18 protein-coding genes and 1 tRNA gene are annotated in these 23,300 nt (G+C 59.4%); all 19 read right to left on the reverse strand.

Going from position 1 to position 23,300, the window contains the following annotated elements:
• The gene (gene vasI / locus AACQ43_RS01020; protein WP_168965474.1) at positions 1-606 is read right to left on the reverse strand and encodes a type VI secretion system-associated protein VasI; all 606 of its coding nucleotides are present in this window, start codon (positions 604-606) and stop codon (positions 1-3) included.
• The gene (vasH, locus tag AACQ43_RS01025) at positions 606-2,144 is read right to left on the reverse strand and encodes a sigma-54-dependent transcriptional regulator VasH (RefSeq protein WP_168965476.1); all 1,539 of its coding nucleotides are present in this window, start codon (positions 2,142-2,144) and stop codon (positions 606-608) included. Before vasH ends, vasI begins: the two co-directional genes overlap by 1 nt.
• Before the next feature lie 2 nt (positions 2,145-2,146).
• Positions 2,147-4,789 carry a type VI secretion system ATPase TssH gene (gene tssH / locus AACQ43_RS01030; RefSeq protein ID WP_168965478.1) on the reverse strand — a complete coding sequence of 881 codons (2,643 nt, stop codon included), beginning with the start codon at positions 4,787-4,789 and terminating at the stop codon, positions 2,147-2,149.
• A gap of 20 nt (positions 4,790-4,809) precedes the next feature.
• On the reverse strand, positions 4,810-5,589 hold the full coding sequence (gene icmH / locus AACQ43_RS01035; RefSeq protein WP_010634228.1) for a type IVB secretion system protein IcmH/DotU: 780 nt from the start codon (positions 5,587-5,589) through the stop codon (positions 4,810-4,812).
• Positions 5,590-5,611: 22 nt separating this feature from the next.
• Positions 5,612-6,946, reverse strand: coding sequence for a type VI secretion system baseplate subunit TssK (tssK, locus tag AACQ43_RS01040; protein WP_029301183.1), 1,335 nt, complete (start codon positions 6,944-6,946; stop codon positions 5,612-5,614).
• A gap of 2 nt (positions 6,947-6,948) precedes the next feature.
• Complete coding sequence (gene tssJ / locus AACQ43_RS01045; RefSeq protein ID WP_168965480.1) at positions 6,949-7,464, reverse strand: type VI secretion system lipoprotein TssJ; 516 nt, start codon at positions 7,462-7,464, stop codon at positions 6,949-6,951.
• Positions 7,464-8,714: a type VI secretion system-associated FHA domain protein TagH gene (gene tagH / locus AACQ43_RS01050; RefSeq protein WP_168965482.1), complete on the reverse strand. Its 1,251-nt coding sequence runs from the start codon at positions 8,712-8,714 to the stop codon at positions 7,464-7,466. Before tagH ends, tssJ begins: the two co-directional genes overlap by 1 nt.
• Positions 8,715-8,770: 56 nt before the next feature.
• Positions 8,771-9,769 (reverse strand): type VI secretion system baseplate subunit TssG, encoded by a 999-nt coding sequence (gene tssG, locus AACQ43_RS01055; RefSeq protein ID WP_128272053.1) that lies wholly within the window; start codon positions 9,767-9,769, stop codon positions 8,771-8,773.
• Positions 9,733-11,499 carry a type VI secretion system baseplate subunit TssF gene (gene tssF, locus AACQ43_RS01060; protein WP_168965484.1) on the reverse strand — a complete coding sequence of 589 codons (1,767 nt, stop codon included), beginning with the start codon at positions 11,497-11,499 and terminating at the stop codon, positions 9,733-9,735. Before tssF ends, tssG begins: the two co-directional genes overlap by 37 nt.
• 3 nt (positions 11,500-11,502) lie before the next feature.
• Complete coding sequence (tssE, locus tag AACQ43_RS01065) at positions 11,503-11,934, reverse strand: type VI secretion system baseplate subunit TssE (protein WP_011705714.1); 432 nt, start codon at positions 11,932-11,934, stop codon at positions 11,503-11,505.
• A 6-nt stretch (positions 11,935-11,940) separates the two neighbouring features.
• Positions 11,941-13,419 carry a type VI secretion system contractile sheath large subunit gene (gene tssC / locus AACQ43_RS01070; RefSeq protein ID WP_043163044.1) on the reverse strand — a complete coding sequence of 493 codons (1,479 nt, stop codon included), beginning with the start codon at positions 13,417-13,419 and terminating at the stop codon, positions 11,941-11,943.
• Positions 13,420-13,457: 38 nt separating this feature from the next.
• Positions 13,458-13,961 (reverse strand): type VI secretion system contractile sheath small subunit, encoded by a 504-nt coding sequence (gene tssB, locus AACQ43_RS01075; RefSeq protein WP_049048588.1) that lies wholly within the window; start codon positions 13,959-13,961, stop codon positions 13,458-13,460.
• 673 nt (positions 13,962-14,634) lie between these two features.
• Positions 14,635-16,008, reverse strand: coding sequence for a tetratricopeptide repeat protein (locus AACQ43_RS01080; protein WP_168965486.1), 1,374 nt, complete (start codon positions 16,006-16,008; stop codon positions 14,635-14,637).
• A 135-nt stretch (positions 16,009-16,143) separates the two neighbouring features.
• Entirely contained in the window at positions 16,144-16,527 is a 384-nt protein-coding gene (locus AACQ43_RS01085) for a DUF6630 family protein (RefSeq protein WP_248280948.1), read from the reverse strand.
• A 285-nt stretch (positions 16,528-16,812) separates the two neighbouring features.
• Positions 16,813-17,802, reverse strand: coding sequence for a type VI secretion system immunity protein (locus AACQ43_RS01090; RefSeq protein WP_076362875.1), 990 nt, complete (start codon positions 17,800-17,802; stop codon positions 16,813-16,815).
• A 9-nt stretch (positions 17,803-17,811) separates the two neighbouring features.
• Entirely contained in the window at positions 17,812-19,131 is a 1,320-nt protein-coding gene (locus AACQ43_RS01095; RefSeq protein WP_168965490.1) for a type VI secretion system polymorphic nuclease effector, read from the reverse strand.
• A 1-nt stretch (position 19,132) separates the two neighbouring features.
• Positions 19,133-21,364 (reverse strand): type VI secretion system effector VgrG, encoded by a 2,232-nt coding sequence (gene vgrG / locus AACQ43_RS01100; RefSeq protein ID WP_168965492.1) that lies wholly within the window; start codon positions 21,362-21,364, stop codon positions 19,133-19,135.
• A gap of 277 nt (positions 21,365-21,641) precedes the next feature.
• Positions 21,642-22,160: a type VI secretion system effector Hcp1 gene (gene hcp1 / locus AACQ43_RS01105; protein WP_010634822.1), complete on the reverse strand. Its 519-nt coding sequence runs from the start codon at positions 22,158-22,160 to the stop codon at positions 21,642-21,644.
• 1,036 nt (positions 22,161-23,196) lie between these two features.
• A tRNA-Ser gene (locus tag AACQ43_RS01110) sits at positions 23,197-23,284 on the reverse strand.
• Positions 23,285-23,300: the final 16 nt, after the last annotated feature.

Raw genomic sequence — 23,300 nt, forward strand, 5'->3', positions numbered from 1 at the left:
CTACCAGCGGCACTGCTGACGCAGCGGTACCAGCGCCTCTTTCAGGCCGCTCAGGTCGACCCGCAAGAGGGCGCCGTTGTCGGCCCGCACCTGCAGCTCGCGATGGCCCAGCCAGCGCTTGAGCTCCTCGATGGCCGGCAGACCGCGGCCATATTCCAGCAACAGACCCTGATCCCGGATAAACCAGCTCTGGGAGCCGGCACTTGGCTGACCATCCAGCTCGACCTGCACTTTCTCGCCGCTCCAGGGCTGATCCAGCCGCAGCCGGATATGGGTGATGCTGTCGACGCAGCCGATGGAGAGCGTCGCCCCGCGCAGTGCCGGGCGGGTGAGGGTTTCACTGCCACTGCCGGCGTCACTTTGCAGCAGGAAGGGCGCACTCGCTGGCGTGCGGGCCTGCTCCTGGGCCCAGATGGCCTGCCAGGCCGCCGACTTGGGGGCGGCCCCTTCGGCGGCACTGGCCGCGCCATTGCCGATGGCGTCGTAGCAGGCGAGTCGCACCAGCGGCGAGGGCTCCTGCCGGCAGGCCTGCCAGCGCGCCATGTCCAGCGGGACCTCGGCCGCACTGGTGACCAGCAGCAGCGGTAACAAGCCGAGGATGCTCATCAGTTCACCTCCAGTTTCTGGCACTTGTGATCCAGGGTGCGTTTGGGAATGTTGAGGCTCTCGGCCACCAGCATCCGATTGCCCTGGAAGTGGCGCAGCCGCGCCTCAATGACGGAAGCCTCGTACTGCTGCATGGCCCGGCGCAGATCGCGGATGTGGTTGTAGTCGTCCATGGTGCCGGGCAACTCGACGCAGACCCGCTCGCGCAGCTCCGGCGGCAGCGCCTCCAGCCCCACCTCCTCCCCGTGACGGGTATGGGCACAGGCCACCTCCAGCAGGTTGCGCAGCTCGCGCACGTTGCCGGGGAAGTCATAGGTCTGCAGCTGTTTCAAGAACTTGCGCTGCAGCCCCACCAGGGTCTTGCCATCCTGGGCGGCAAACTGGGCCATGAAGTGCTGGCAGAGCAGCGGCACGTCATCCATGTGCTCGCGCAGGGGGGCGATCAGCAGCAGGCACTGACAGAGACGGTGGTAGAGGTCGGCCCGAAACTGCCCCTCCTCCACATGACGGGTGAGCGGCTGATGGGTAGCGGCGATGAGGCGAAAATCGGAGTGATACTCCTGCTCGGCCCCGAGCGGCCGGTAACTGCGGGTTTCCAGCACCCGCAGCAGCTTGGCCTGCATGGCAGCCGGCATGTCCCCCACCTCGTCCAGAAACAGGGTGCCGCCGTTGGCCTGAGCCACCAGCCCGGTCTTGTTGGCAAGGGCGCCGGAGAAGGCTCCCTTCTGGTAACCGAACAGCTCGCTCTCGATGAGGTTCTCCGGGATGGCGGCGCAGTTGATGGCCACAAAGGGCTTGTTGGCGCGATCGGAACACTGGTGCACCAGCCGGGCTACCACCTCCTTGCCGCTGCCGGTCTCCCCCTGAATGAGCACAGTGAGCTTGTGCTGGCCAGCCTGGTTTATCTGCTCGCGCAGCCCGCGGATCACCGCCGACTGGCCGACCAGCTGATCGCCGAGCAGCTTCTCGTGTTGACGCAGCCGCTCCCCCTCGCCCTTTATCTGGCGCAGGGAGTCGCGCAGTACCCCCTGATCCCGCCGGCTGCGACCGAGATCGCGAATGAGGGTGAGCTGGTTGCAAAAGACCTGTGAAAGCTGGGCCAGCTCGGGGCCATCGACCCAGGCCCGCAGCACTTCCCCTTCATCCATCAGGGCCAGCACGGCAAACGGCTTGCCGTTGCCATCCAGCAGCGGATAGGCGTGCAGCCCGCACTGCTGGCCAAGGTTGGCCAGCAGTGCGCGAAAACCGGCGTGCTCGATGCGGGCACCGCCGTAGAGGGAGTCCCAGGTGCGGGACTGGGCCTTGTGCAGCACATAGGCAAGGGGGTGGGAAAAATCGTCCACCGCCAGCCCCAGCGCCACTTCCTTCCCCCTGACCCAGCCTTGGCACTCCAGCTGACGGCCGCTCACATCCAGCATGCCGAGCAGCAGCCCCTTGGGCTGGAAGCTGGCATGAACGGTCGAGCTCCACCAGTGGCACAGGTGCGGCTCATCGCGTTGGGCGGTGAGGGCCAGGGCAAATGCGAGGGCTTGCTCCATACTCAAGCCCCCACCTCGGCCACGAACTGGTGATCGGCCACGGAAAAGTGGACGCGCTTGATGGGTTCACCGGCCGAGAGGCGCTGCAGCAGTTGCAGGGAGACCGGCGGCAGCAGGGCGCCGTCGATGACGGATTCGAGCATGCGGGCACCGTTCTCGCTGCGATTGGCCCGCAGCAGGATCTCTTCTGCCACCTCGTCGTCCAGCACCACTTCGGCGCCGAAGCGCTCCTTGAGCAGCTTGACCAGCCGGTTGAGCTTGCCGCCCACGATCTGCACCAAGGTGTCGTGACCGAGCGGCAGATAAGGGATCACCTCCATGCGCGCCAGCAGGGCCGGCTTGAAGAAGGCGGCGAGCTCCGGATAGAGGGCGTCCAGCAGCACGTCGGGCTGCTCGGCCTGGTCGACGATGGTCTGGAAACCGAGGTTGGAGGTGAGGAAGAAGACCACGTTCTTGCAGTCGATGATGCGCCCTTCCCCATCCGCCAGCTCGCCCTTGTCGAACGCCTGATAGAAGAGGTTGAGCACGTCCGGGTGGGCCTTCTCCACCTCGTCCAGCAGCACCACGGAGTAAGGTTTCTGCCGAATGGCCTCGGTCAGCACGCCCCCCTCGCCGAAACCGACGTAGCCGGGCGGCGAGCCGATCAGGCGGGAGACGGTGTGCTTCTCCTGATACTCGGACATGTTGATGGTGGTCAGGTACTGGCGACCACCGAACATCAGCTCGGCAATCTGCAGCACGGTTTCGGTCTTGCCGACCCCGCTCGGCCCCACCAGCAGGAAGGCGCCGAGCGGACGGCCGGGACGACGCAGGTCAGCGCGGGCGGTGAGCAGGTGCTTGTGCAGGTGGGCCACCGCCACATCCTGCCCCTTGATAAGTTCGCCGAGATACTCCGGCAGACGGGTCACCACATCGAGCTCCCCCTGGGAGATGCGATTGAGGGGCACCCCGGTCCACTCGGCGATGACGGCGGCAATCTGGGTCTTGTCGACGTGGGCGGAGACCAGCACTTCCCCCTGCTGCAGCTCGGCCAGCTCGCGCTCGAGGGTAGCCAGCTGCTCGGCAGCGGCCTGCGGATCGAGCGGCGCATCGGCGAGATCCAGCGCCTCTCTGGCCAGCAGCTCATCCTGCTGATCGGCCAGCAGGGCTGCGCGCAGCTCGACAATCTGGTGCACCAGCCCCTGCTGTTGCTGCCACCGGGCCTCCTGCTCGGCCAGTTCTTCGCGGCAAGCCTGCTGGGCCGCCTGCAACTCGGCCAGACGCTCTGCATTGTCACCAAGACCTATCAGGCTCTGGCGCTCCAGCTGACGGATCTCCAGCTCGCGCTGGCGCAGCGCATTTTGCAGGTGGCTGACCGCGCGCGGTGGGGTGGTGAGGTTGATGGCCACCCGGGCACAGGCGGTATCGAGCACGTCAATCGCCTTGTCCGGCAGCTGACGGCCGGAGATGTAGCGGGCGGAGAGCTGGGCGGCAGCCTGCAGCGCCTCCTCGTCGATCAGCACCCCGTGGGCCTTCTCGTAGATGCTGCGCAGGCCGCGCAGGATCACGGTGGCCTCGTCGGCATCGGGCTCACCGACTTTCACCAGCTGGAAGCGACGCGACAGGGCCGCGTCTTTCTCCACGTATTTCTTGTACTCGCCCCAGGTGGTGGCGGCGATGGTGCGCAGCTCGCCCCGGGCCAGCGCCGGCTTGATCAGGTTGGAAACATCCAGCCCGCCGGCCTGGTTGCCGGCCCCTATCAGGGTGTGCGCCTCGTCGATGAACAGGATGACAGGCTGCACGGCGTCCTTGACCTCCTGCATCACCCCCTTGAAGCGCTTCTCGAACTCCCCCTTGACCGAGGCGCCGGCCTGCATGGCACCGAGATCCAGGGTCATCAGCTCGACCCCGCGCAGCTTCTCGGGCACCTGACCCGCCACCATGCGCAGAGCCAGCCCCTCGATGAGGGCGCTCTTGCCGACCCCGGCCTCACCCACCACGATGGGGTTGTTCTTGCGACGACGGGAGAGGATGTCGATCATCAGGTCGATTTCGTGATCCCGGCAGAGCACGGGATCCAGGCTGCCCTGGCGGGCCTGCTCGGTCACGTTGACGGTAAAGCGGGCCAGCAGGCTGGCATCGGCCGGCAGGGCTGCCTGTGCCGTCTTGCCGCCGGGGATAGTGGTGACCTGCGTCTCGGCGGACTCCTTGACCCACTCGTCGAACTGCTGGCGCAGCAGCTCGCGATTGACCTTGGCAAGCAGGCGAGTCACCGAGCCCGGCAGATAGCGCTGGGGGGTCATCAGCAGCACCAGCAGCATGACGCCGCTGCGCAGCTGGGCATGTTGCAGCTCGGCGGAGGCGAGCAGCCAGCTGTCTTGCAGCCACTCCACCAGCATGGGCGAGAAGGAGGGGTAACCCTGGCCATAGCTGCCGTCGGCAGCGGACGGTTGCAGCAGGGTCTTGAGCTCTTCCACCTCCACCTCGGCCACTTTCAGGATCTGGCGCACGTCGCTCAGCGGGGTCTCCAGCATCTTGAGCAGCAGATGCTCGATACGGATCTCGGCTCCCTGGTGATTGACGCAGAGGGCCGCGGCCTCCTCCAGCATGTGACGGCAGATGGGGTTGAGTCTTTCCACCAGTACCGGTAGCTCTATACGAATCAAGGCGTGCTCTCCTTAGGTATTTATTTTAATAATTCGCCCAGTTGACGCAGCACGTCCTGGGTCTGGTTATTGAGTTGGTGGTGATAGAGGCCAAAGATCAGCGCCAGGATCAGCGCGCCGCCCATGAACAGGCTGCGCAGGGAGACCTGCTTGCGCAGCTGGTAGCGGGAGGCCTGCTGGCCCAGATCGAGGTGAAACACGCTGGGCGCCTCGCCACCGGCCTCGGGGGCCAACTGCTTGTGCAGCTGGCGCACGATGCGCTCGAACTCCCCTTGTCCCTTGCTCATCACCTTGTAACGCCCCTCGAAACCGAGGCACAGACAGAGGTAGATGAACTCAAGAATGTCGCGATAACGCACCGGGTCTTCCTGCAGGCGGGCCAGCAGCACGAACACCTTCTCGCCGCCCCAGGTCTCGTTGTGAAAGCGGGTCAGCAAGGAGTGCTCGGACCATTCGCTTTGACTCCCCCAGTCGCGGCCCATCACGGCCTCGTCGATGAAGGTGCAGAGGATGTAGCGAAACGACAGCACCACCCCGTTCTCGTAGCCCTGGGCCATCAGCTCCTGCTCGATGGCTTGGATCTCGGTCACCACCCGCTGATAAAGCTCGGGCACCCGGTCGTAGCGCGACAGCAGGCGCACCCGCTGCACCAGCCCCAGCAAGGGGGTCACCGCATCGATCATCGGGTTGATGCTCTGGCCGCGCAGGCGGAACCAGTAGTCCGAATCCATGTCAAGCTGCTCGGCATGATCGAACAGCAGGTCGCTGAGTTGCTCGTTCTTGATAATGTCCGTGGTCATCTCTGCTTATTCCTTGGTGCGATCACTGGCTGCGAATGGCCCAGAGCTGCATGTCGAGCTCGGGGAAGTCGCCGGCGATGTGGAAGGCAAGGGTGTTGCCCACCGCCAGCATCTGCCAGGCCGGGCTCTGCCGGTCGAGCTGGAAGTAGCTGTAACCGGCGTGATAGGGCAGCTGGCGCGGCGCCACCGGCAGCGGCAGCAGCGGAATGCCGGGCAGTTGCAGGCTGATGAGCTCGCGGATCTTGTCGCTGGAGGCCACCTTGGTCTGCTGCAGCAACTGCTTGCGTAGCTGCTCCTGCGGCATGCGGGCACGCACCGCCAGCACGAAGTCGGCACTTGTCATCAGCTCGCTCTCGTTGACCATGGCCACCATGATGCCGTACTGGTGCTTGCGCAGCTGGATGGAGACGGCGCGCGGCGACAGCACGGTACTGAGCGCCTGGCGCAGGGCCAGCATCACCGGCTCGAAGCTCACCTGCTGATCGTCGTGGCGATAGGCGGGGAACTCGGGCGGCAGGCGGGACTCGTCGGTAAAGGTCATCAGCTCGCCGCACAGCTGCACCAGCGCCTCATGCAGCCGCTCGGGGTGCAGGGTGCCAAGGCGCGCCAAATGGGAGAGCTGGGGCTGGGCCCGGTTGAGCAGTTGCAGCATCATGAACTCGGCCACGTCGGCCACCCCCTGCTGACCCGGCGCGGCGATGCGCTGGGAGAGGCTGCGGGCCCGCTCGGCCACGAGGCCGGCCGACTCGCCAAGGAAGCGCTTGAGAGTCGGGATGGCGGAGACGCTGATGCTGCAGGGCATGAAGTTGGGATCCAGCACCAGACCGCCGTCCGGACGCTTGTCCAGAATGCGGGCAATCGCCAAAGAGGCGTAGGCGCTGCGATCTTCCCGCTCCAGCATCAGCCGCAGGCTGACCCGCCCCACTTCGAGGGAGACCACGTCCCCCCCTTCGCTGTGCAGATCGCGCACGTCGTGGCGATGGGCCTGCAACCGGGTGGCCACCTGACCGCCCTGATTGACCTCGTTGACGCCGCTCACCGAGAGCGGCAGCGCCAGATAGACCTTCTGGTTGGCCACCGAGGCGTCGGTGACTTCCAGCGGGGTCGGTAGCACGTCGTCATTGGGGATGTTGAATACGGTACCGTCCGGCAGGATGCCGGTGGCCCCCACCAGGGCGATGCGACCAAACCCCAGGTAGTCCTCGTTGATGGCGAGCGACTGCAAGCCATAGAAATAGTCGGACAGCGCGCTCAGGCGAGCGTGCAGCGCGTAATCCGAATGTCTTTGTTGTTGCTGGAAGTGCTGGGGCTTGATGAACAGCCCCTCACGCCAGATAACCCGATTTCGACTCGACATGGTTATTCTTCTTCTTTTTGCAGTTCCACTTCATCCAGGCGCAGGTGCACCAGGATTTGATAAGCCGTTCCCTTGCTCTTGATCTTGATGACCTTGCGCCACTCGGCGCTGTCGGGGTCGGCGTAGCGTGCGATCACCCCGATGTAACGGGTCTTCTCGTCGAGCCTGATGGGGGGCAGGTATTTGAACTGGCCCGGCAGCAGGGTGTAGTCCTGGTGGTCCAGGTAGTTCTTGCCAAGGGCCTTCTCCACGTCCGCGGTCACCTGGTCGTAGTCGGTGGCAAGCAGCTTGGAATCCTCCGCCAGCAACACCACCTGAAACTCGATGGGCGCCGCCTCCCCGCTCTCATTGGGGTTGACGTCAGGCTCCGCCAGCAGACTCAGCCCCAGGGTAGAGGGCTGATCATTGTTGCTGCCCACCTGGATATCCGGGTTCATGGCCACGTCTGCCATCTTGCCCATGGTGGTACAACCTGCCAGGGCCAGCAGCGCGGCGCCCAGCATCAGCGCTCGAATCATCAAATCAGTCCCTGTTGCTGACGCACGGCCTGGTCATAGGCCTGGGCATATACCTGGTGAAACAGCTTGTCGAACCCCTGCTGACGGGCGGAGGTGAGCTCGCGGTAGTAGTGCTGATACATGTCCCAGGCCCAGCCTTCGTCGGCCGTGCCCGGTGCACCGCTGCGGCGGTATTGCTCGAAGCGCCCCAGCAGCGCCTGCGGTGAAAACGCCTGCAGGATGCTGTCGAGCGCCGCGCCGATGGCCTGCTGGTTCGCCACGTGGTGGATGCGCACGTTGTGCAGGCTCTCGGCCACCGCCGCCGGTGCGCTCAGGTGGACCGGGCTCTTCTGCTCGGCAAACAGCACCGCCAGGGTCTCGTCATAATCAAGGCCCAGGCGCAGCGGGTTGTCCTCGATGGGACGCAGGTGCTTGTCCGCCAGCGCCGCCTGTTCGTTTTGCAACTGCAGCAGCCCCTCCACCATGGCCCGCACCGTCTTGCCCATCTCTTCGAGCATGTCGTGGGCCTGCTGGGTGTCCTGCAGTTGCAAGGGTTGGCCCAGGCCACGCATCAGCGGGGTCAGGGCCACATGATCGACGCAGTCCAGCGACAGCGGGTAATCGGGATGGTTCTCGATGGCGGGCATATCCAGAAATTCTTGGTTCATGGTGTTCTCGACAGCAGAAAAAGGGGCAAGAGGGGGAACGTCCACATCCGGTTGTGAACGCAGTGAAGCCTGCAGGCGACCGTCCGCCAGCGGACCATCCATCAACGGATTGGGCGCCCTGCGCTCCTGCTGCAATGCCAGCAAGGGATCGGCCGCCAGGGTGCGCGGATCGTCAGCCGGTACGACGGGCTCATCGCTGGTCAGCCACTCGTCGAGCTGCTCGGTGGGGCGGTTGCCCAGCACCTGTTGCAGGCTCTGCTCGGGGGTGATGGCCCCCAGGTAGGCGCGCAGCCGGAACGGGCCAACCACGAGCTCGTCCCCCTGCTCCAGATGCACCTTGCGGGCCCGCCCGATGGGTGAGGTGGCACCGTTGATATAGGTCTGGCCGCTCAGATCGCACAGGCAGAAGCGACCGTCGTTGAGCTCGATGCGGGCGTGGGCGGGCATGACAGCCCCCAGCCTGTCGCGCAGTTGCCAGTCATCCTGTTCGGAGGCTCCCAGAGTTCCCCCCATCTCATCGAAGCGGTACTGCACCTGCTGGCTGCCGTCGAGCTGTTCGCTGTTGAGCACCACCAGGGAAAGTTGCTGGTTAAAATCGTCCACAGTTACTCCTGCACTGATTCCTGTAGTTAAATTTTCTGCGCTGCTGATGTCTGCACTCATTCCTGCACGCAGATGGTCACGAACGGATCACTCGGCGGCTGGCCGAGAAAGGTACTCCACCCCAGACGGGCACTCTGCTCCTCCCCCAGCCTCAACCCCCTCGCCTGCTCCTGGCCGAATCCCAGACGCAGATCCCAGGCCAGCTGATCGCGCAGGATGAAGGAGACGAAGGTCACCAGGGCGTGAAAGTGCTCCCCGTTCGGCAGAAAGCCGAGAAACTGGCCAAAGCTCAGGTTGTTGATCTTCAACAAGAACTTGCCGGCACAGTCATTCACCTTGTCACCGATGACAAAATCGCTCCCCAAAGTGGCGCAGGCGCCGCCGAGGCGATTTTGCTGATCCTCATGAATAGGCACCTTGCGCCACTGCCAGGCGCTCACCTGCACGTCGGCCAGATCGAAGCAGTGGGCCACCAGACCGGCCACCACCTCGGGGGAGCGGCTGGGGCTGGCCAGCATGCCTGCATAGGAGAGCATCTTGGCCCGGTTGACCGGCAGGCTCTGACAGACCGCCTCGTTGCCAAGCCCCACCAGGGCGAACATCAAACGGGAGAAACCATCCTCGCCGTTGTCCTGAAACCGCACGTGGTAGCGATACTTGCGCCAGATCCGGTGCAGCAGGGTCAGCAGACGGTGGTGGAAGAAGTCCAGAAACAGGCCGAGCTTCTGCTCCCCCTGGGCGTACTCCCACGCCAGCGAATCGAGGTAATAACCGGGCATCGGCGACTGGCTGCCGTGCAGGCCGAGGAAGGCCACCTCCAGCTCATGGCGCCCCTGCCCGTCCCGGCCAATCTGCAGCACGTCGCTGGTGGGGAACCCCAAGGAAGCGGTCGCCTTGAAACGGATGTTCTCGTCACCGGGGAGGTAGTCGAGCCCTCGCTCCTGATCGGCGCCATCGAGCCGGTTGAGCAGCTCAACCAGCTGGAAGAAATTGAAGCGGGGCGCCTCCCGGGCGGCGCTCACATCAGGGAGTGCTGACCGATCTGGACTGGCCATTGGTAGCGCTCCTTGTTGTCGAGATTGACCACCTCAAGCAGGTGGAAGGCGTTGACGCTGGCATATAGAGAGAAGAAGTGGGCCAGCACGGTACTGAACAGATAGAGCTCCCCTTCGCTGCCGAAGGCGGACTGGCGGATGGAGAGCACCGACTTGAGCCCCCGCACCGGCATGCCGCGCACCAGCCGGTCCACCGGCTTGGTCTCGATCTCCTCGATCCCCGCCAGCCGCTTGCGCGAGGCCTGCTCGGCCTGCTTGTCGTGCAGCGCCGGAAAATCGTAGGTGCGCAGCACCTGCACCAGGGCATCGCGGCGTAGCAGGGAGACATAGTTGAGCGACAGGTTGGATATCAGCGTCCAGTGCAGACTGCCGTCCAGGGCCGGGCGCAGCGGCCGGGTCGGCCGGATCAGGTTGCGGAAGGTGGCAAACGAGGGCGAGCTGCCGGTCGGTACGCAGACGCTGCCCACCTTGAGACGGGCAGCGCGGGAGCGGTTGGTGCAGGTGAGTGTCACCGAGATGGATTCATCCAGTTCGACCGTGGTGGTTTCATCCCCGCGCACGAACGAGAGGCTGTGCTCGAAACCATCCCCGCTCACCGCCTCCTTGACCCGCACCCGGTAGTAGAGCGCCAGCCGCTGTTTGGCCCGCTCGATCTGGTGCTGGAAGCTTTCGAATGGCTGATAGATGCGCGGCGTACCGCGCGAGCGGCCGAGGTTTCCCTCGACCCAGCCCTCCACCTGATCCACCGAGAAGATCTCGAAGCTGTCGGCGTGGCGATAACTTGCCTTGAGGGGATACTCCGCCTGACGACCGTTAAGATTGACCGGCTCGCTGTCATGCTGGAACAGATTGATGGCCGGCACGCAGTTGAGCATGAAGGAGTCGGGCCGGATCTTGAGCTCCGCCGGCAAGGGCCGATCGAAGCAGAAGTGCACCTTGAATTCGCTCACCGGCAACGGCTGTTTGGGCCAGTCGCCACCGGAGAGTTCGAAGAAGAGGAAGCTTTCCGGGAAGCAGAAGTACTCCTGCAGGATCCGGTAGCCGGAATAGACGTTGTTCGGATAGGGCAAGAGTGCGTCATCGCGCTCGAAGCCGACCGATTTGAGGGCCTTGGCCTCCTGGCGAAAGCGCTTGCCGTCGATCTCCAGCTCGATATGGGAGAGCTGGTTGGAGAGCCAGAAGTAAAGCTCATAAGCGGTGTAGCTGTCACCACCAAGGAAAAAGCGCAGCTTGTCCAGCTGCAGTTCGCTGAGCGGCAAGGGGGCATGCAGGGCGATGTCCAGCGAGATGGTGGAGAGATCGTTGCCGCTCTGGGCCGCGATATGGCGGATATCGGCCGGATAGACCCAGGTATCGTGACAGGTCTGGAAATGACAGGTCACCTCGTCCAGGGGCAGACTGTCGAGCTGGCAGCCTTGCTTGACCAGCGCCGGCTGGGCGATGGCGCCCGGAATGACCGAAAACTGCATGATGGTCATGCTGGGCACGGGACGCAGGTAGTTGGGCCAGAGCATGTTGAGCAGACCGTGGGTCAGCTCGGGAAACTCATCCTCAATCTTGGCGCGCAGGTTGCCCGTGAGGAAGGCGAATCCCTCCAACAGGCGCTCCACGTCCGGATCGGTATTCTGCTCCGACAGAAAGCGGGTGAGCTCGGGATAGGCGTCGGCAAATTCGCGCCCTTGCAGGCGCAAAAATGCCAGTTCATCCCTGAAGTAATGTTCCAGCGACATTGATCAGACCATGCGGTAGTGACGGTGACTGTCCATATGGACGTTGAACGAGGTAACTTGCTCGATATGCTCCAGCCGCACGTGGGCCGTCACCTGAAACGACATCTCAAGCGGACTCGCCTGATAGTCGGGTGAACGAACATCAACATGCACGATCCGTGGTTCATAACGACGGATGCATTGCCGGATCGCCTCCCGGATCCGCCCCTTGATATCCGCACTGCCCTGGGTGGCGTCATTGAGATCAATGACCCCCAGATCGGGTGCACTGCGGCAATTGCCGGGACGGGTGTTGAGAACCTGCTCGAGCTGTCGTTTGACAGATGCGATCAGTTCCTCAGACTCCGAGCGGGGAGAGGAGCCAAGCCCCTCCCCCCGGATACGATCAAACAGGCTGGCCGCATTTCCTCTATCCCAGGAAGAGAGATGCGGCATCGGGCCTTATTCCTTGTCCAGACGACCTACCAGAGAGAGCTCGAAGCTCGCCCCCATGTACTTGAAGTGCGGACGCACTGCCATGGCGACCTGATACCAGCCCGGCTCCCCCTCCACATCCAGCACCTTGATCTGGGCGGCACGTAACGGACGGCGGCTGCGGACCTCTGCCGGCGGGTTTTCCTGGTCTGCGACAAACTGCCGGATCCAGCTGTTCAGCTCACGCTCCAGATCCTGACGTTCCTTCCAGGAACCGATCTGCTCGCGCTGCAGCACTTTGATGTAGTGCGCCAGGCGATTGATGATGAACATGTAGGGCAGCTGGGTACCCAGCTTGTAGTTGGTCTCGGCCTCCCGACCTTCCTTGGTGTTCGGGAACACCTTGGGTTTTTGTACCGAGTTGGCGGAGAAGAAGGCGGCGTTGTCGCTGTCCTTGCGCATGGTCAGGGTGATGAAACCCTCTTCCGAGAGCTCGTACTCGCGACGGTCGGTGATCAGCACCTCGGTCGGGATCTTCGCTTGCAGCTGACCCATGGCCTCGTAGACGTGCACCGGCAGGTCGTGGATGGCACCACCACTCTGCGGGCCAATGATGTTCGGGCACCAGCGATACTTGGCGAAGCTGTCGGTCAGGGAAGTGCCCATCAGGTAGGCGGTGTTGCCCCACAGGTAGTGATCGTGATCCGAGCTGATGTCTTCCTGATAGTTGAAGCCCTTGATGGGGTTTTCGGTCGGGTCGTAAGGCAGACGCGCCAGGAAGCGCGGTGCGGTCAACCCCAGATAACGGGCATCTTCTGATTCACGCAAGGCGCGCCACTTGGTGTAGGCCGGCCCTTCGAATACCGATTTCAGATCCTTGATGGAGGACAGGTCGGTAAAGCTGTCGACGCCGAAGAAAGATGGCGCCACAGAGGAGATGAACGGCGCATGGGCCATGGCCCCCACCGCACTGACGTATTGCATCAGCTTGATGTCGGGTGCGCTGTGGGTGAAGGCGTAATCACCGATCACAGCCCCCACCGGCTGGCCACCAAACTGACCATAACCGCTGGAATAGACATGCTTGTAGAGGCCGGACTGGGTGATTTCGGGTGAGAACTCGAAATCTTCCAGCAGCTCTTCCTTGGTGGCATGCAGCACCTGGATCTTGATGTTCTCGCGAAAATCGGTGCGATCCACCAAGAGCTTCAGGGAGCGCCAGGAGGACTCCATCTCCTGCAGCTCCTTGGCGTGCAGGATGACGTCCATCTGCTTGCTCAGCTTCTTGTCGAGCTCGACAATCATGCTGTCCACCAGCGCCTTGTTGACCGGATCGCTGGTGGTGCCGCTGTCCAGAATGTTGGCGATCAGGGCTGCAACGCCCTGCTTGGCGACGCTGTAGCCCTCATCCACCGGGGTAATGCGGGCCTGCGCCATGATTTCGTCCAGCAAGGACGAGGAGGCGGCACTCGCCCCCGCTTGAACCTGTTCTTCGACCAAAGACATGTTTGTTCCCTTCTCGTTCAGTCAATCCAACCCGGCGATCACTCGGCAGGCTTAATCAAATCCAGCTCCTTGAGCAGTTGCTCACGAGCTTCATCACTGGACAGCAGATCCTGCAAACGATTGCGGAAGGCAGGAATATTCCCCAGTGGCCCCTTCAGAGCAACCAGCGCTTCGCGCAGCTCCAGCAGCTTGCGCAGCTCAGGTATTTGCTGGGCCACGCGGTCAGGGGTGAAGTCTTCCAGAGACTGGATATTGATCGAAACCGGCAACGCATCCTGGCTGTTTTCTTCCAAACGATTGGGAACGGAAAACGTCAGTTCCAGTGCGGATTCTTTCATGACGGACGAAAAATTATTCTTGTCGATGGAGACGGTCTGACGCTCCTCGATCGGGGTATCTTCGGTACGGCCCTTCATATTGCCGACGACCATCATGGTCAACGGAAGTTCAACTTCTCCCTGCTGCCCACCGGTCGCCGGTACATATTTGATATTGATACGTTCTTTGGGCGCAACGGTAGCGCCATCGATATTTTTTCCCATGCTCTAAATACCAAGTTATGGATCTACAGAGACCCAAAAGCTTATAGCCGATGGACTAACCAACAACTGTCAAAAATGACAGTTGACGATATGGGTGGATATCTCAAGGAAAATCCACAGGCCAACAGATATGCTTTTGATATGAATAGAGCAAAGCTCTAATAATCAAAAACATAATATTCACGTTTGTATTTATACAACCCGAAGTGCCTCTACTCTTTGCTAGAGGTCATTTTGGCTTAAGGCGCCATTTGCGGCAGATGGTATATTCACAGGCAATGACACGTCAATAAGCCATTAATAATGCAAGTAGCACAAAAATAAAATTCATAACAAAAACAACAACTTAAATTTAAATTGAGATCTTTAAAAACATTTGATGCATATTGCAGACACCAAATAAACAAAAACAATTTAACCTTTCAATCGTTAAAAATGGTGTTTTTTCACCATTAAGCACTTGATGCGTCACTTACTGTCGAAAATATAATACCCCCATGCGTCAGAATGTGCCGCGATAGAACGCAATAGGGTTCCATTACATAAAAGGACATGATAAGCAACTTTCATCAGCTATACAGAACCCATTGAAAAGCCAAGAGAACAATGCATTGTCATCGTAATGACATCATTGAAAATGATGAGTTGCTAGATTGTCAGGCAATTTCTCTGTTTAACCAGGCAACAATTCCAGCTGATTTTTATGTTGTGAAAACCAATGCTGCGCCAATTTTTGTCCAACACTTTTTTCTTTTTCCGTCATGCCTTTTTCCAGTTCATCACGGGCGTTGACAGACTCTTGATTACCATCAGTTGCCGCCAACAAATACCATGCATAAGCATGCACTCTGTTGCGTGGTGCTCCCAGCCCCTGTTCACGCATGATCCCCATGCGATATTGGGCGATTCTGTGCTGGGCATTGGCGGCCAATCGATACTGTTTGAGCGCCTGCACATAATCTTCCTTGCCGCCCAATCCCAACCGCAGCATCTCGCCATAGGCATAACGGGCATCGACGTTACCCTGTGCTGCAGCCAGTGCAAAATACTGACGAGCGGTCACGAGGTCCCCCCGTTCTTGCTGCCATTGCGCCAATGCAAGCTGAGCCTGGCTCAATCCCCCTTCTGCGGCACGCATCAGCCAATACTCTCGCCCTGCGGCATCACTCTGCTGCAAGCTCAATTGATATTCGGCTTCGTGGGAACCACTTCCTGCTGCCAGCTCCAGCCAATAACGGCCAAGCGCAAGATCCTGATTAACCTGCTTGCCGGCCAAATAGGCTTGCCCCAACCACAGTTGGGCCGGCGCAGCACCGCCATTGGCGGCTCGCTGATAGAGGCTGAGAGCCTCTTCAGGTGGTGCCTTGCGTGCCAACACCAACAAGGCTTCCGGCTGCTGTTGAGCGGCGGCTTTCTCATACCAGCGCAGGGCAAGATCGGGGCGCTTGCTCACCCCTTTTCCCTGCTCATAGCGAGTGCCAAGCTGGAATTGGGCATCCCGATTGCCTTGTTCGGCGGCTTTCTCCAGCCATTTGACGGCTTCCTCATCGGATCCCGCCTGACCTGCATACCATTGTCCAAGTATCAACTGGGCACTCGCATGATCGCGCTTGGCCGCCTGCTCGAACCAGTCGAGACACTCATTGGCCAGCTTGCCCTTATGCTGCTGCCGACACTCCATCCCCAGCCGATAACTGGCATCCGGATTCCCCAACTTGGCCGAGCGCTGCCACCAGCCACTGGCCTGCTTGGGACTCTTGGGCTCCCCCAGACCAGCCTGATACCAGTTCCCCACTTGCAGCGCAGCTTTACCCCGCATGTCAGCATCTGCCGCCAGGGGGCCCGCCTGCTCGGCCGCCTGTTTCATCCAGCGCATCGCCTCGGGATAATCCGGCTTGGCCGCCAAACGATTGGCCAGCTCATATTGCGCCTTGCCTTGGCCCTGCTGAGAGGCTTGAAAGAGGTCAGATTCAGTCCGTGGTGTCGTAGTGGAACAAGCAGCGAGCCAATGGCTCGCCAGTACCAAACATAATGTGCGGTATGTCATCGTTTGTATCTGCAAATAATGAAGATGGAAGGGTGGCTGTGTACATAATGCTTGCTTACAACCAGATAGACTTTCTATTGCTTATCAACTTTTAAATAGACCTTATTCTGAACATTCCCATGGCGCCCAATAATCTTATTGCTCGTTCACATGATCCAGCTTGACCAGGTCCAAACCCAGCTTGCGCCCCTCGTTTAACAGTTTATCGAGAACATCCGTTCGACAAATAAATCCTGTATATTGATCTGCATCTATATCCCAAAGCACGACTTCATATCCTCGCGCTTGCAGCCATAAGTCATAAAGCACCAACATGTGCCAAACCGATGTATCCTCACCCTGTTCGGAGCAAATAAAATGTTCCTTGATACCGTGAATATCCGCCAATGCGTTGCCCTGCAACTCAACTTCCTCGACGTCTCGCCAGTCAATATTGAGACACACCCAATGTTCATCAGAGTTGAATTCAACAAGTGCTGACACAATGCCACCCTGTAGATCATCAGTATGGGTATTCATCAGCGCGCTCAATCTGCCGACTCTGATCTCTTCAGGCAGAGGAGATAGTAAAATTGATAGAAGCCATTTCTTTCTTCGTCTTTCGACATAGACCATGGGAATCAACAGGGGTGACAAGATAATGGCGGATAGGAGCAGAAATAGTTTTTTTATCGCCTTCACCTTTCTTTCTCGATTTTTTCATACAGAGCCAAAGGGGCCAAGCAATACCACGGCAGCACCAAAACGATGCTCGGTTCGCGATGTATCGATCACGCAGACAATGCATGATCGATACACTGCGGACTACTCCTGTACCCAGAACAACATGTCATCCTTGTTGACATGGGTTTGGGAAGGTAAGCGCTGCCCTTTGCGAAGCTGCCACTGCTCATCGGTCAGGTTGCAGCGCCAGTTGCCATCCTGCTCCACCACTGAACCCGGCATGGCAATAGGATGTTGGGCTACTCGCAATGCCTGCCATTTCTCTGCAATACCATTGGCTCTGGCATAATCGACCAGATCCTTGGGGTAATAGCGCATATCTCGATAGCTGCTGTCATCCAGCTCATAGAGCAGGGTGACCAGCGCCGCTTCAAAAGCCCAATAGCCAAAGTAGATGGCATGCTTTGCCTTGTGCCTGTCGTGCCAATAGCACTCTTTACACCCCTTGTACCATCCTTTGAGATATTGCTTGATGCTCGCCTGACGCTCAACCTTGGTTGGATTCACACCATCTCCCTTGATGGCATCAAATAGCGGGCGGTACACCTCTGGAATATAGGATTCTGGACCTCGAGGGAAGCCAGGATAACCCAGGCGGGCCAACAGTACGCTCCACAGCGGGTCGTCGTCCCCTTCCGGATTCTTACTGATATAACGCACCAACTCGGGCAACATCTCATCCTGGCCATAGAGGATGCTTAATGAGAACATCCAGAGCAGATATTGATAGGCATCTTGCTCCCAGTAATAAAACTGTTCATCTGGAAACTCTTTTTTATGGCGCAGCAGTTCTTTTGTTACTATCGAGAGGCATGCATTGATCTCTTCGTGGGATACGCCACCAGAATAAAGGAGAATTGCATGTTCCAAGTTGTCCATGAACATGCTTTCACTGGCCATGGAGCGGGTAGGACGTCGATGTGGATCACTCCAGCGTTCATGTAAGGGATCGTTTATTTTAGCCCACCAACTTTGGTCAAAATATGATGACTCTTTATAATCCTCTATCTGCTCTAAAAAAAACGGCTCAGATAATAGTGGATCTCGACGCTGCTCAATAAACGAACTCATTCACTGCTCCTACTTGATCGAAATCGTACCTACGGCATTGGCTGACTTATCCAGCTTGGTTATCTGTATCACTTTACCAGATTCATCGACAATCATTAGCCAAGCCTCATAACCTTCATTTTTAAGATCTTTTAATATTTTCTTGTCCGTGATCTCATCGGGCAATCGCTTGTCTATCCACTGGCCGCTCATCTGCTTGCCCGACCCCTTGGTCATCGACAACAACTGGGTGCTCTTGGTGCCATCCCCGTCGATATACTCCCCCCCTGCCGTCCGAAACTTGGTCTCGGTCACCACGTAGGGAGGTGGAGGATTGGTATTCTTGTAGATACCATCGATGCCCCGCCCTCTGGGCTTGTCATTCAGGCTACGTACCCGACGATGTTCTGGCAACAGGTTCTCGAACTTGTGATTCGCCATCCAGTTGTCGCTGATGATCTCGCCATAAATCCCTTTCTTGGAGCGGCTCAGGATCTTGAGATCTACTTTGACCACATCGTCCGGCAGCGGGTGGATAACGGTACCACCGGGCACGGCCTTGTAACCAGGGGCATGCTTGACCGCCTCTTTCTCCAATCCAGCGGCAATTTCATCGAGGGATTTGAGCACGGGCCCCATGGCGACAGGCAACATCTGACCCGCCTGTGACTGCATCTGCAACACCAGACGCTGGGATTGCTCAAGCCAGATCCTGACTGAAGCAGGAGCCAATCCCTTTATCTTGCCGATCAAGCTGGTCAACGACTTGACGGCATCGTTCAGATAACCCAGCAGCACACTGACCGCAATCTGTCCTCTCAACCCACGGATCTGGCCAGCAAATTCTTTCAGTACCTTGTCGAGACGCGAGATACCCAGCACTTTCTTGACCTTGGGATCACTGAGAAACGTCAGCACGGGCGCCATTGCGGGTCTGATCGCCTTGCTGGCATCCCCACCCGCCTTGCGGACAAACAGGAAGATGATCTTCAACACCCCCTTGAGGGCTGAACCCAGCGACGGGATCAGCCCTATCAGGGTAAAGCTGAGGAAAACCCACTTCTCCGGCTGCTTGGGATCACGGGAAATATCCCGGGCATTGGCAATCAGATCACGGCAATCCAGTACCTGATCGACGACCGGAATAAGACCCAGCACCGCATTGGCGGCGATTTGTCCTGCACTTTGATTGGGGTTGAAATCCCCCTGCAGGGCCTCCCAAATCCACTGCAGGCTTGAAGCAACCCCCTTTTTTACCGCCTCTGCACTTTGTTTGACATAGGCCGCGCCACCAGACACCGCCTTATCCAGGTGCTCATAGAGCTGCTCAAACAGATCGTTACCGAACATATCAGCCCTCGTCGCTCAGACTGTCGAGATGGCCGGTGAGGGCCGAGATGGATTCACGGGGCAGATCGGCAAAAGTGTCCTGCAGGTCATAGGTCACTGAGGCGGTGCCAGCAGGCACATTCTCGAGCAGCGCCATACCCTCACCATCCAGCGTGCCTTCCCGCACCGAACCATCACTCAGCACGGCCTTGTAGGGGGTGCCCGCCAGCGGCATCAGCTCGGAGTCGAGGTGATAAAACTTCATCCAGCGTGTGTGAGGGCTGTCCAGCATGCCCTCCATGCTCTTGGGTACCTTGCCAGCCCAACCGGATCCAGAACCGGCATTGCCACCCGAGTTCATCTTGATGGTGGGGCCGACCAGGGTGACGCCGCCGCCATCAACCTTGATAAAGCAGCCACCTACCTTGACGGTAATTTCAGAGCCGGCTTCCAGCACCACCTTGGCACCGGCTTTTACATGCACTTCCTGCCCCGCCTGGGTGAGCCAGCGCTGACCAAGTTTTTGATGCATGGAGGCATCCACGGTCAGCGAGTAGTCAGCCTTGATATGGTCCCGCTTCTCTCCTTCAACGGTCAGATGATCGTTGCCAAGACTGGGCGGGGCCCCCTCCTCACCCGGTACCTTCCTGACACGGGTCACCCGCTCGTTGTCGATATCCCGATGCTCGTCGTGTTTGATGTGCCAGGCGGCGTCGTTCTCGATAAGCACGTTCAGATCTTTCTGACCGTGGATGTAAATCTCTTCCTGCCCCGCCTGGTCTTCAAAGCGCAGCTCGTTGAAGCCCTCACCCTGGTGGGTTTCGGTGCGCAGCACGGTGCGGGTCTTGTTGGCCGGCAGCTCGTAGGGCGGCCGATTGGTGGCGTGGTAGGTACGACCGGTGACGATAGGCTGGTCGGGGTCCCCTTCCAAAAAGCTCACGATGACCTCGTGGCCGATGCGCGGGATGGCCATCATGCCGTACTGACCGCCGGCCCAGCCCTGGGATACACGCACCCAGCAGGAGCTCTGGTCGTTGCTCGAGCCGTAACGGTCCCACGGGAACTGCAGCTTCACCCGGCCGTGCTCATCGCAGTAAATCTCCTCCCCTTCGGGGCCCACCACCATGGCGATTTGCGGGCCATCCACCATCGGCTTGTGAGGTGCCTCGGGGCTGCCGATGCGCGCCCGCCAGGTGGAGCTGGCTTTCACCACGTCGAATTCGTTGTGATAGACGGTCGGGCCGCTGCCCCCCTCCTCTTCCAGTGCCTGCGGCTGCAAGCCGGTGTGCTGGATGCGCACGATTTGCCAGTCGGTGTTGAGCGCCCCGTTCGGGTGTTCGGTGAGTGAGAAGGTCTGTCCCGGCAAGAGGGCTGCGCTGTTGGACTTGCCATTGCCCGCCACCGCGTCATTGCGCAGGGCATCCAGCCGCTGCTGGGCAAAGGCCTTGCCGCTCGGGTCCTCTTTGTAGCGGCCCGGATAGTCGAAGTGCTGGTAGGTGTCGCGCTGGTGTTCGAGCTCACTGCCCTGCTTCTTGTGGGAGAGACCATAAGCCGGGGTCTTGAAGCTGTAGTCCTTGAGCTCCACATCCGAGGGGCGCACCGCCTCCCGGTAGTGGAACTGCCGTACATAGGGGCCTTGCTCGAGGGAACGGTTGCCGAGGTTGAAGAAGAGCTCGGGGCCGGCGGTCAGGGCGGCTGCGTCATCGGCAAACACGATGCGGTGCTTGCCCGCTTCAAACTCGTGGAAGTAGAACATCCCCTCTTCGGCGGCGAGGCGGTTCACAAAATCGAGGTCTGTTTCGCGATACTGAACGCAGTACTCCCGTTTGGCGTGCTCGTTTTTGAGCGCAAAGGCGTAGTCGGTGATGCCGTGCTCTTGCAACAGGATGGAGAGGATTTCATCGGGCTTTTGCGCCTGGAAGATGCGGGAGTTCTGGCGCAAAGAGAGCCGCCACAGGGCCGGCTGCACCGTGAGCTGATAGCGGGTGCGGCGAAAGCCGCTATCACCCTGCGCAAAGTCACTGACCACCCCGCACACCCGGCGTTGCAGCTCGCCGTTGTACCACACCAGCAGCTCGCACGGCTGGTCCAGCACGGCGCCAAAGTCGATGTCGGGCTGGGCACTCGCCAACTCCAGGCGCAGGTTGAACGGCTGGTTCAGCGCCTCATCCAGTGCAAACTCGGCCACCACGAAGGTGCTCTCGGGCAGGGCCCCCACCTTGACGGTAAATTGTAATCCTGTGCTGTCTGCCATCGCTGCGCGCCCCTGAGATATCGTGCGGCCCCATCGGGTGGGACACTGCAAGCCGTGTGAGAGATCCGCCTTCGCCCCGGTTTTTCTGACACCATGGCTACCGCACGCCCTTGACGGCGTGCGGCAAGACGTAAACCCGGATTTTTTCTTGTACCCGCTCACGCCAGGCAAACGGACATAAGAAAAATGAGGGAGAAATAAGCTGACTTGGTTGAAAGCAACGGGCTATGGGTGAGGAAAACAAGGGGCACCGCACGCAGTGCCCCTGATTGGCAAATTACGCCTCGATCGGCGCACGCCAGTCGTCCGCACCGGAAGTGCCGGCAACGGTGTGTTCCCAATCAATCTTGCGGTAGGCCAGAGAGACCTGGATCAGCTGGGTGAAGTCAGACTTCGCCGGATCCTGGCAGTGCGGCATCTGGCAGTCGATGTCAACGATGGTGGCATCGGTCAGTACGGTAGAAAAGAAGTGCTCCTGCTTGCCCTCGACAGAGGTGCGGTACCACTTCAGGGTCACTTTCGGCAGCATTTCGCCGGACGCCAGAGAGTTGTACATCAGCGGTACAGCTTTGTTCAGCGCAACGGTGAACTTGAACGGCTTGTGGACACGCTGACCAGCAGGCTGACCGGATTGCGGATCGGTCGGTACGGTGACAACGTGCTGGAACTCTTGCACCAGCATCTCGTCTTCGTGACCTTGCACGAAGATATTGCCGACGGAATCAGAGGTGAAGGCACCGGCGGTGATGTTGCCCTGGGTTTTACCTTCGATGCTGATATAACATGGAGTTGGCATGGGTATGCTCCTGATTGGTTGAACGGTAATGACACTCGACCGAATCCGTTAGCAGTGACCATGCCAAACAGTTTTTTCTTTAAAAAACAAACAATTAAAATAAACTCTCACTTGCACAGCCGCCATGCGGCGCAACAAGTTGCGTAGTTGGCACATAAAACCACTATTCCTTGCACAGCCAGCACTAATAACTAAATAAATGGCAATCCATTGCGCAAGACAGAGTTTATATCTATTCCCATCACCAATTACCCAGGGTTCACTCGCTGAGCAAGAGGCTCTTTGCCAGTTAAATAGCGGGACACCACAGACTCTCACCGTGGCAAAGATAAACAGAAAGAAGCGCGCCAAGAGGTCTTCGAAAGTCAGGCCTCTTGGCGTCAGAGTAACAAAGAAGAAGAGAAGCAACGTGATGAGCGCACTGCTCAACAAAATGGGGCAGCTTGGCAAGCTTCCTTGCACAAAGCACAGCATCACCCATATAGCCAAGCAACCGACCATCAGGCCGGTTACTTGGATAGTGTGATATGGCTAGCGAGGAAGGAGCATCGCGGGGCAATCTATGACTGCCACTGACTACATGGCTTTGGCTCTATATTCCCTGCCCTTCGCATCGACAGATGTATCACCGGCCAGCAACAAAAAAGCCCGACCAGCAGGTCGGGCTTTTAAAGTGGGCAAGTGGCTCAGAATTGATTCGCGCCATCCCTGACGCTCACCCTGTGGGAGGGCTGTGACCGTCCAGCCGGGCTACCCTGCCCGCAGGTCGAGCCTGGGTCAGAACCGGGCAGGCAGTCTTCAGCCGATAAAGTAAAAGGGCCTATCGTAAGAGAGGCCCTTTTACGTTGTTTGGGTATTATGAGGAGAGGATCATTCGCCACTGCGTGGCTCATCTCTTCGAGGATGCCTGCGGCCGTTCATCGCAGCAAGCTGTTCTGCTCGAACCCGGCGAGGGTTCTCACCTACCCGCTGTGAGCATCAGATTTACTGTGCTCTCAGAAGCAAAAAACCGACCATCAGGTCGGTTTTTTTAATTTGGCGGTGAGGGAGGGATTCGAACCCTCGATACGTTGCCGTATACACACTTTCCAGGCGTGCTCCTTCAGCCACTCGGACACCTCACCAAATTTTGGTCTGTTG

Source organism: Aeromonas sp. DNRA1 (assembly GCF_963888745.1).
GTDB classification, from domain to species: Bacteria; Pseudomonadota; Gammaproteobacteria; order Enterobacterales; family Aeromonadaceae; genus Aeromonas; species Aeromonas hydrophila.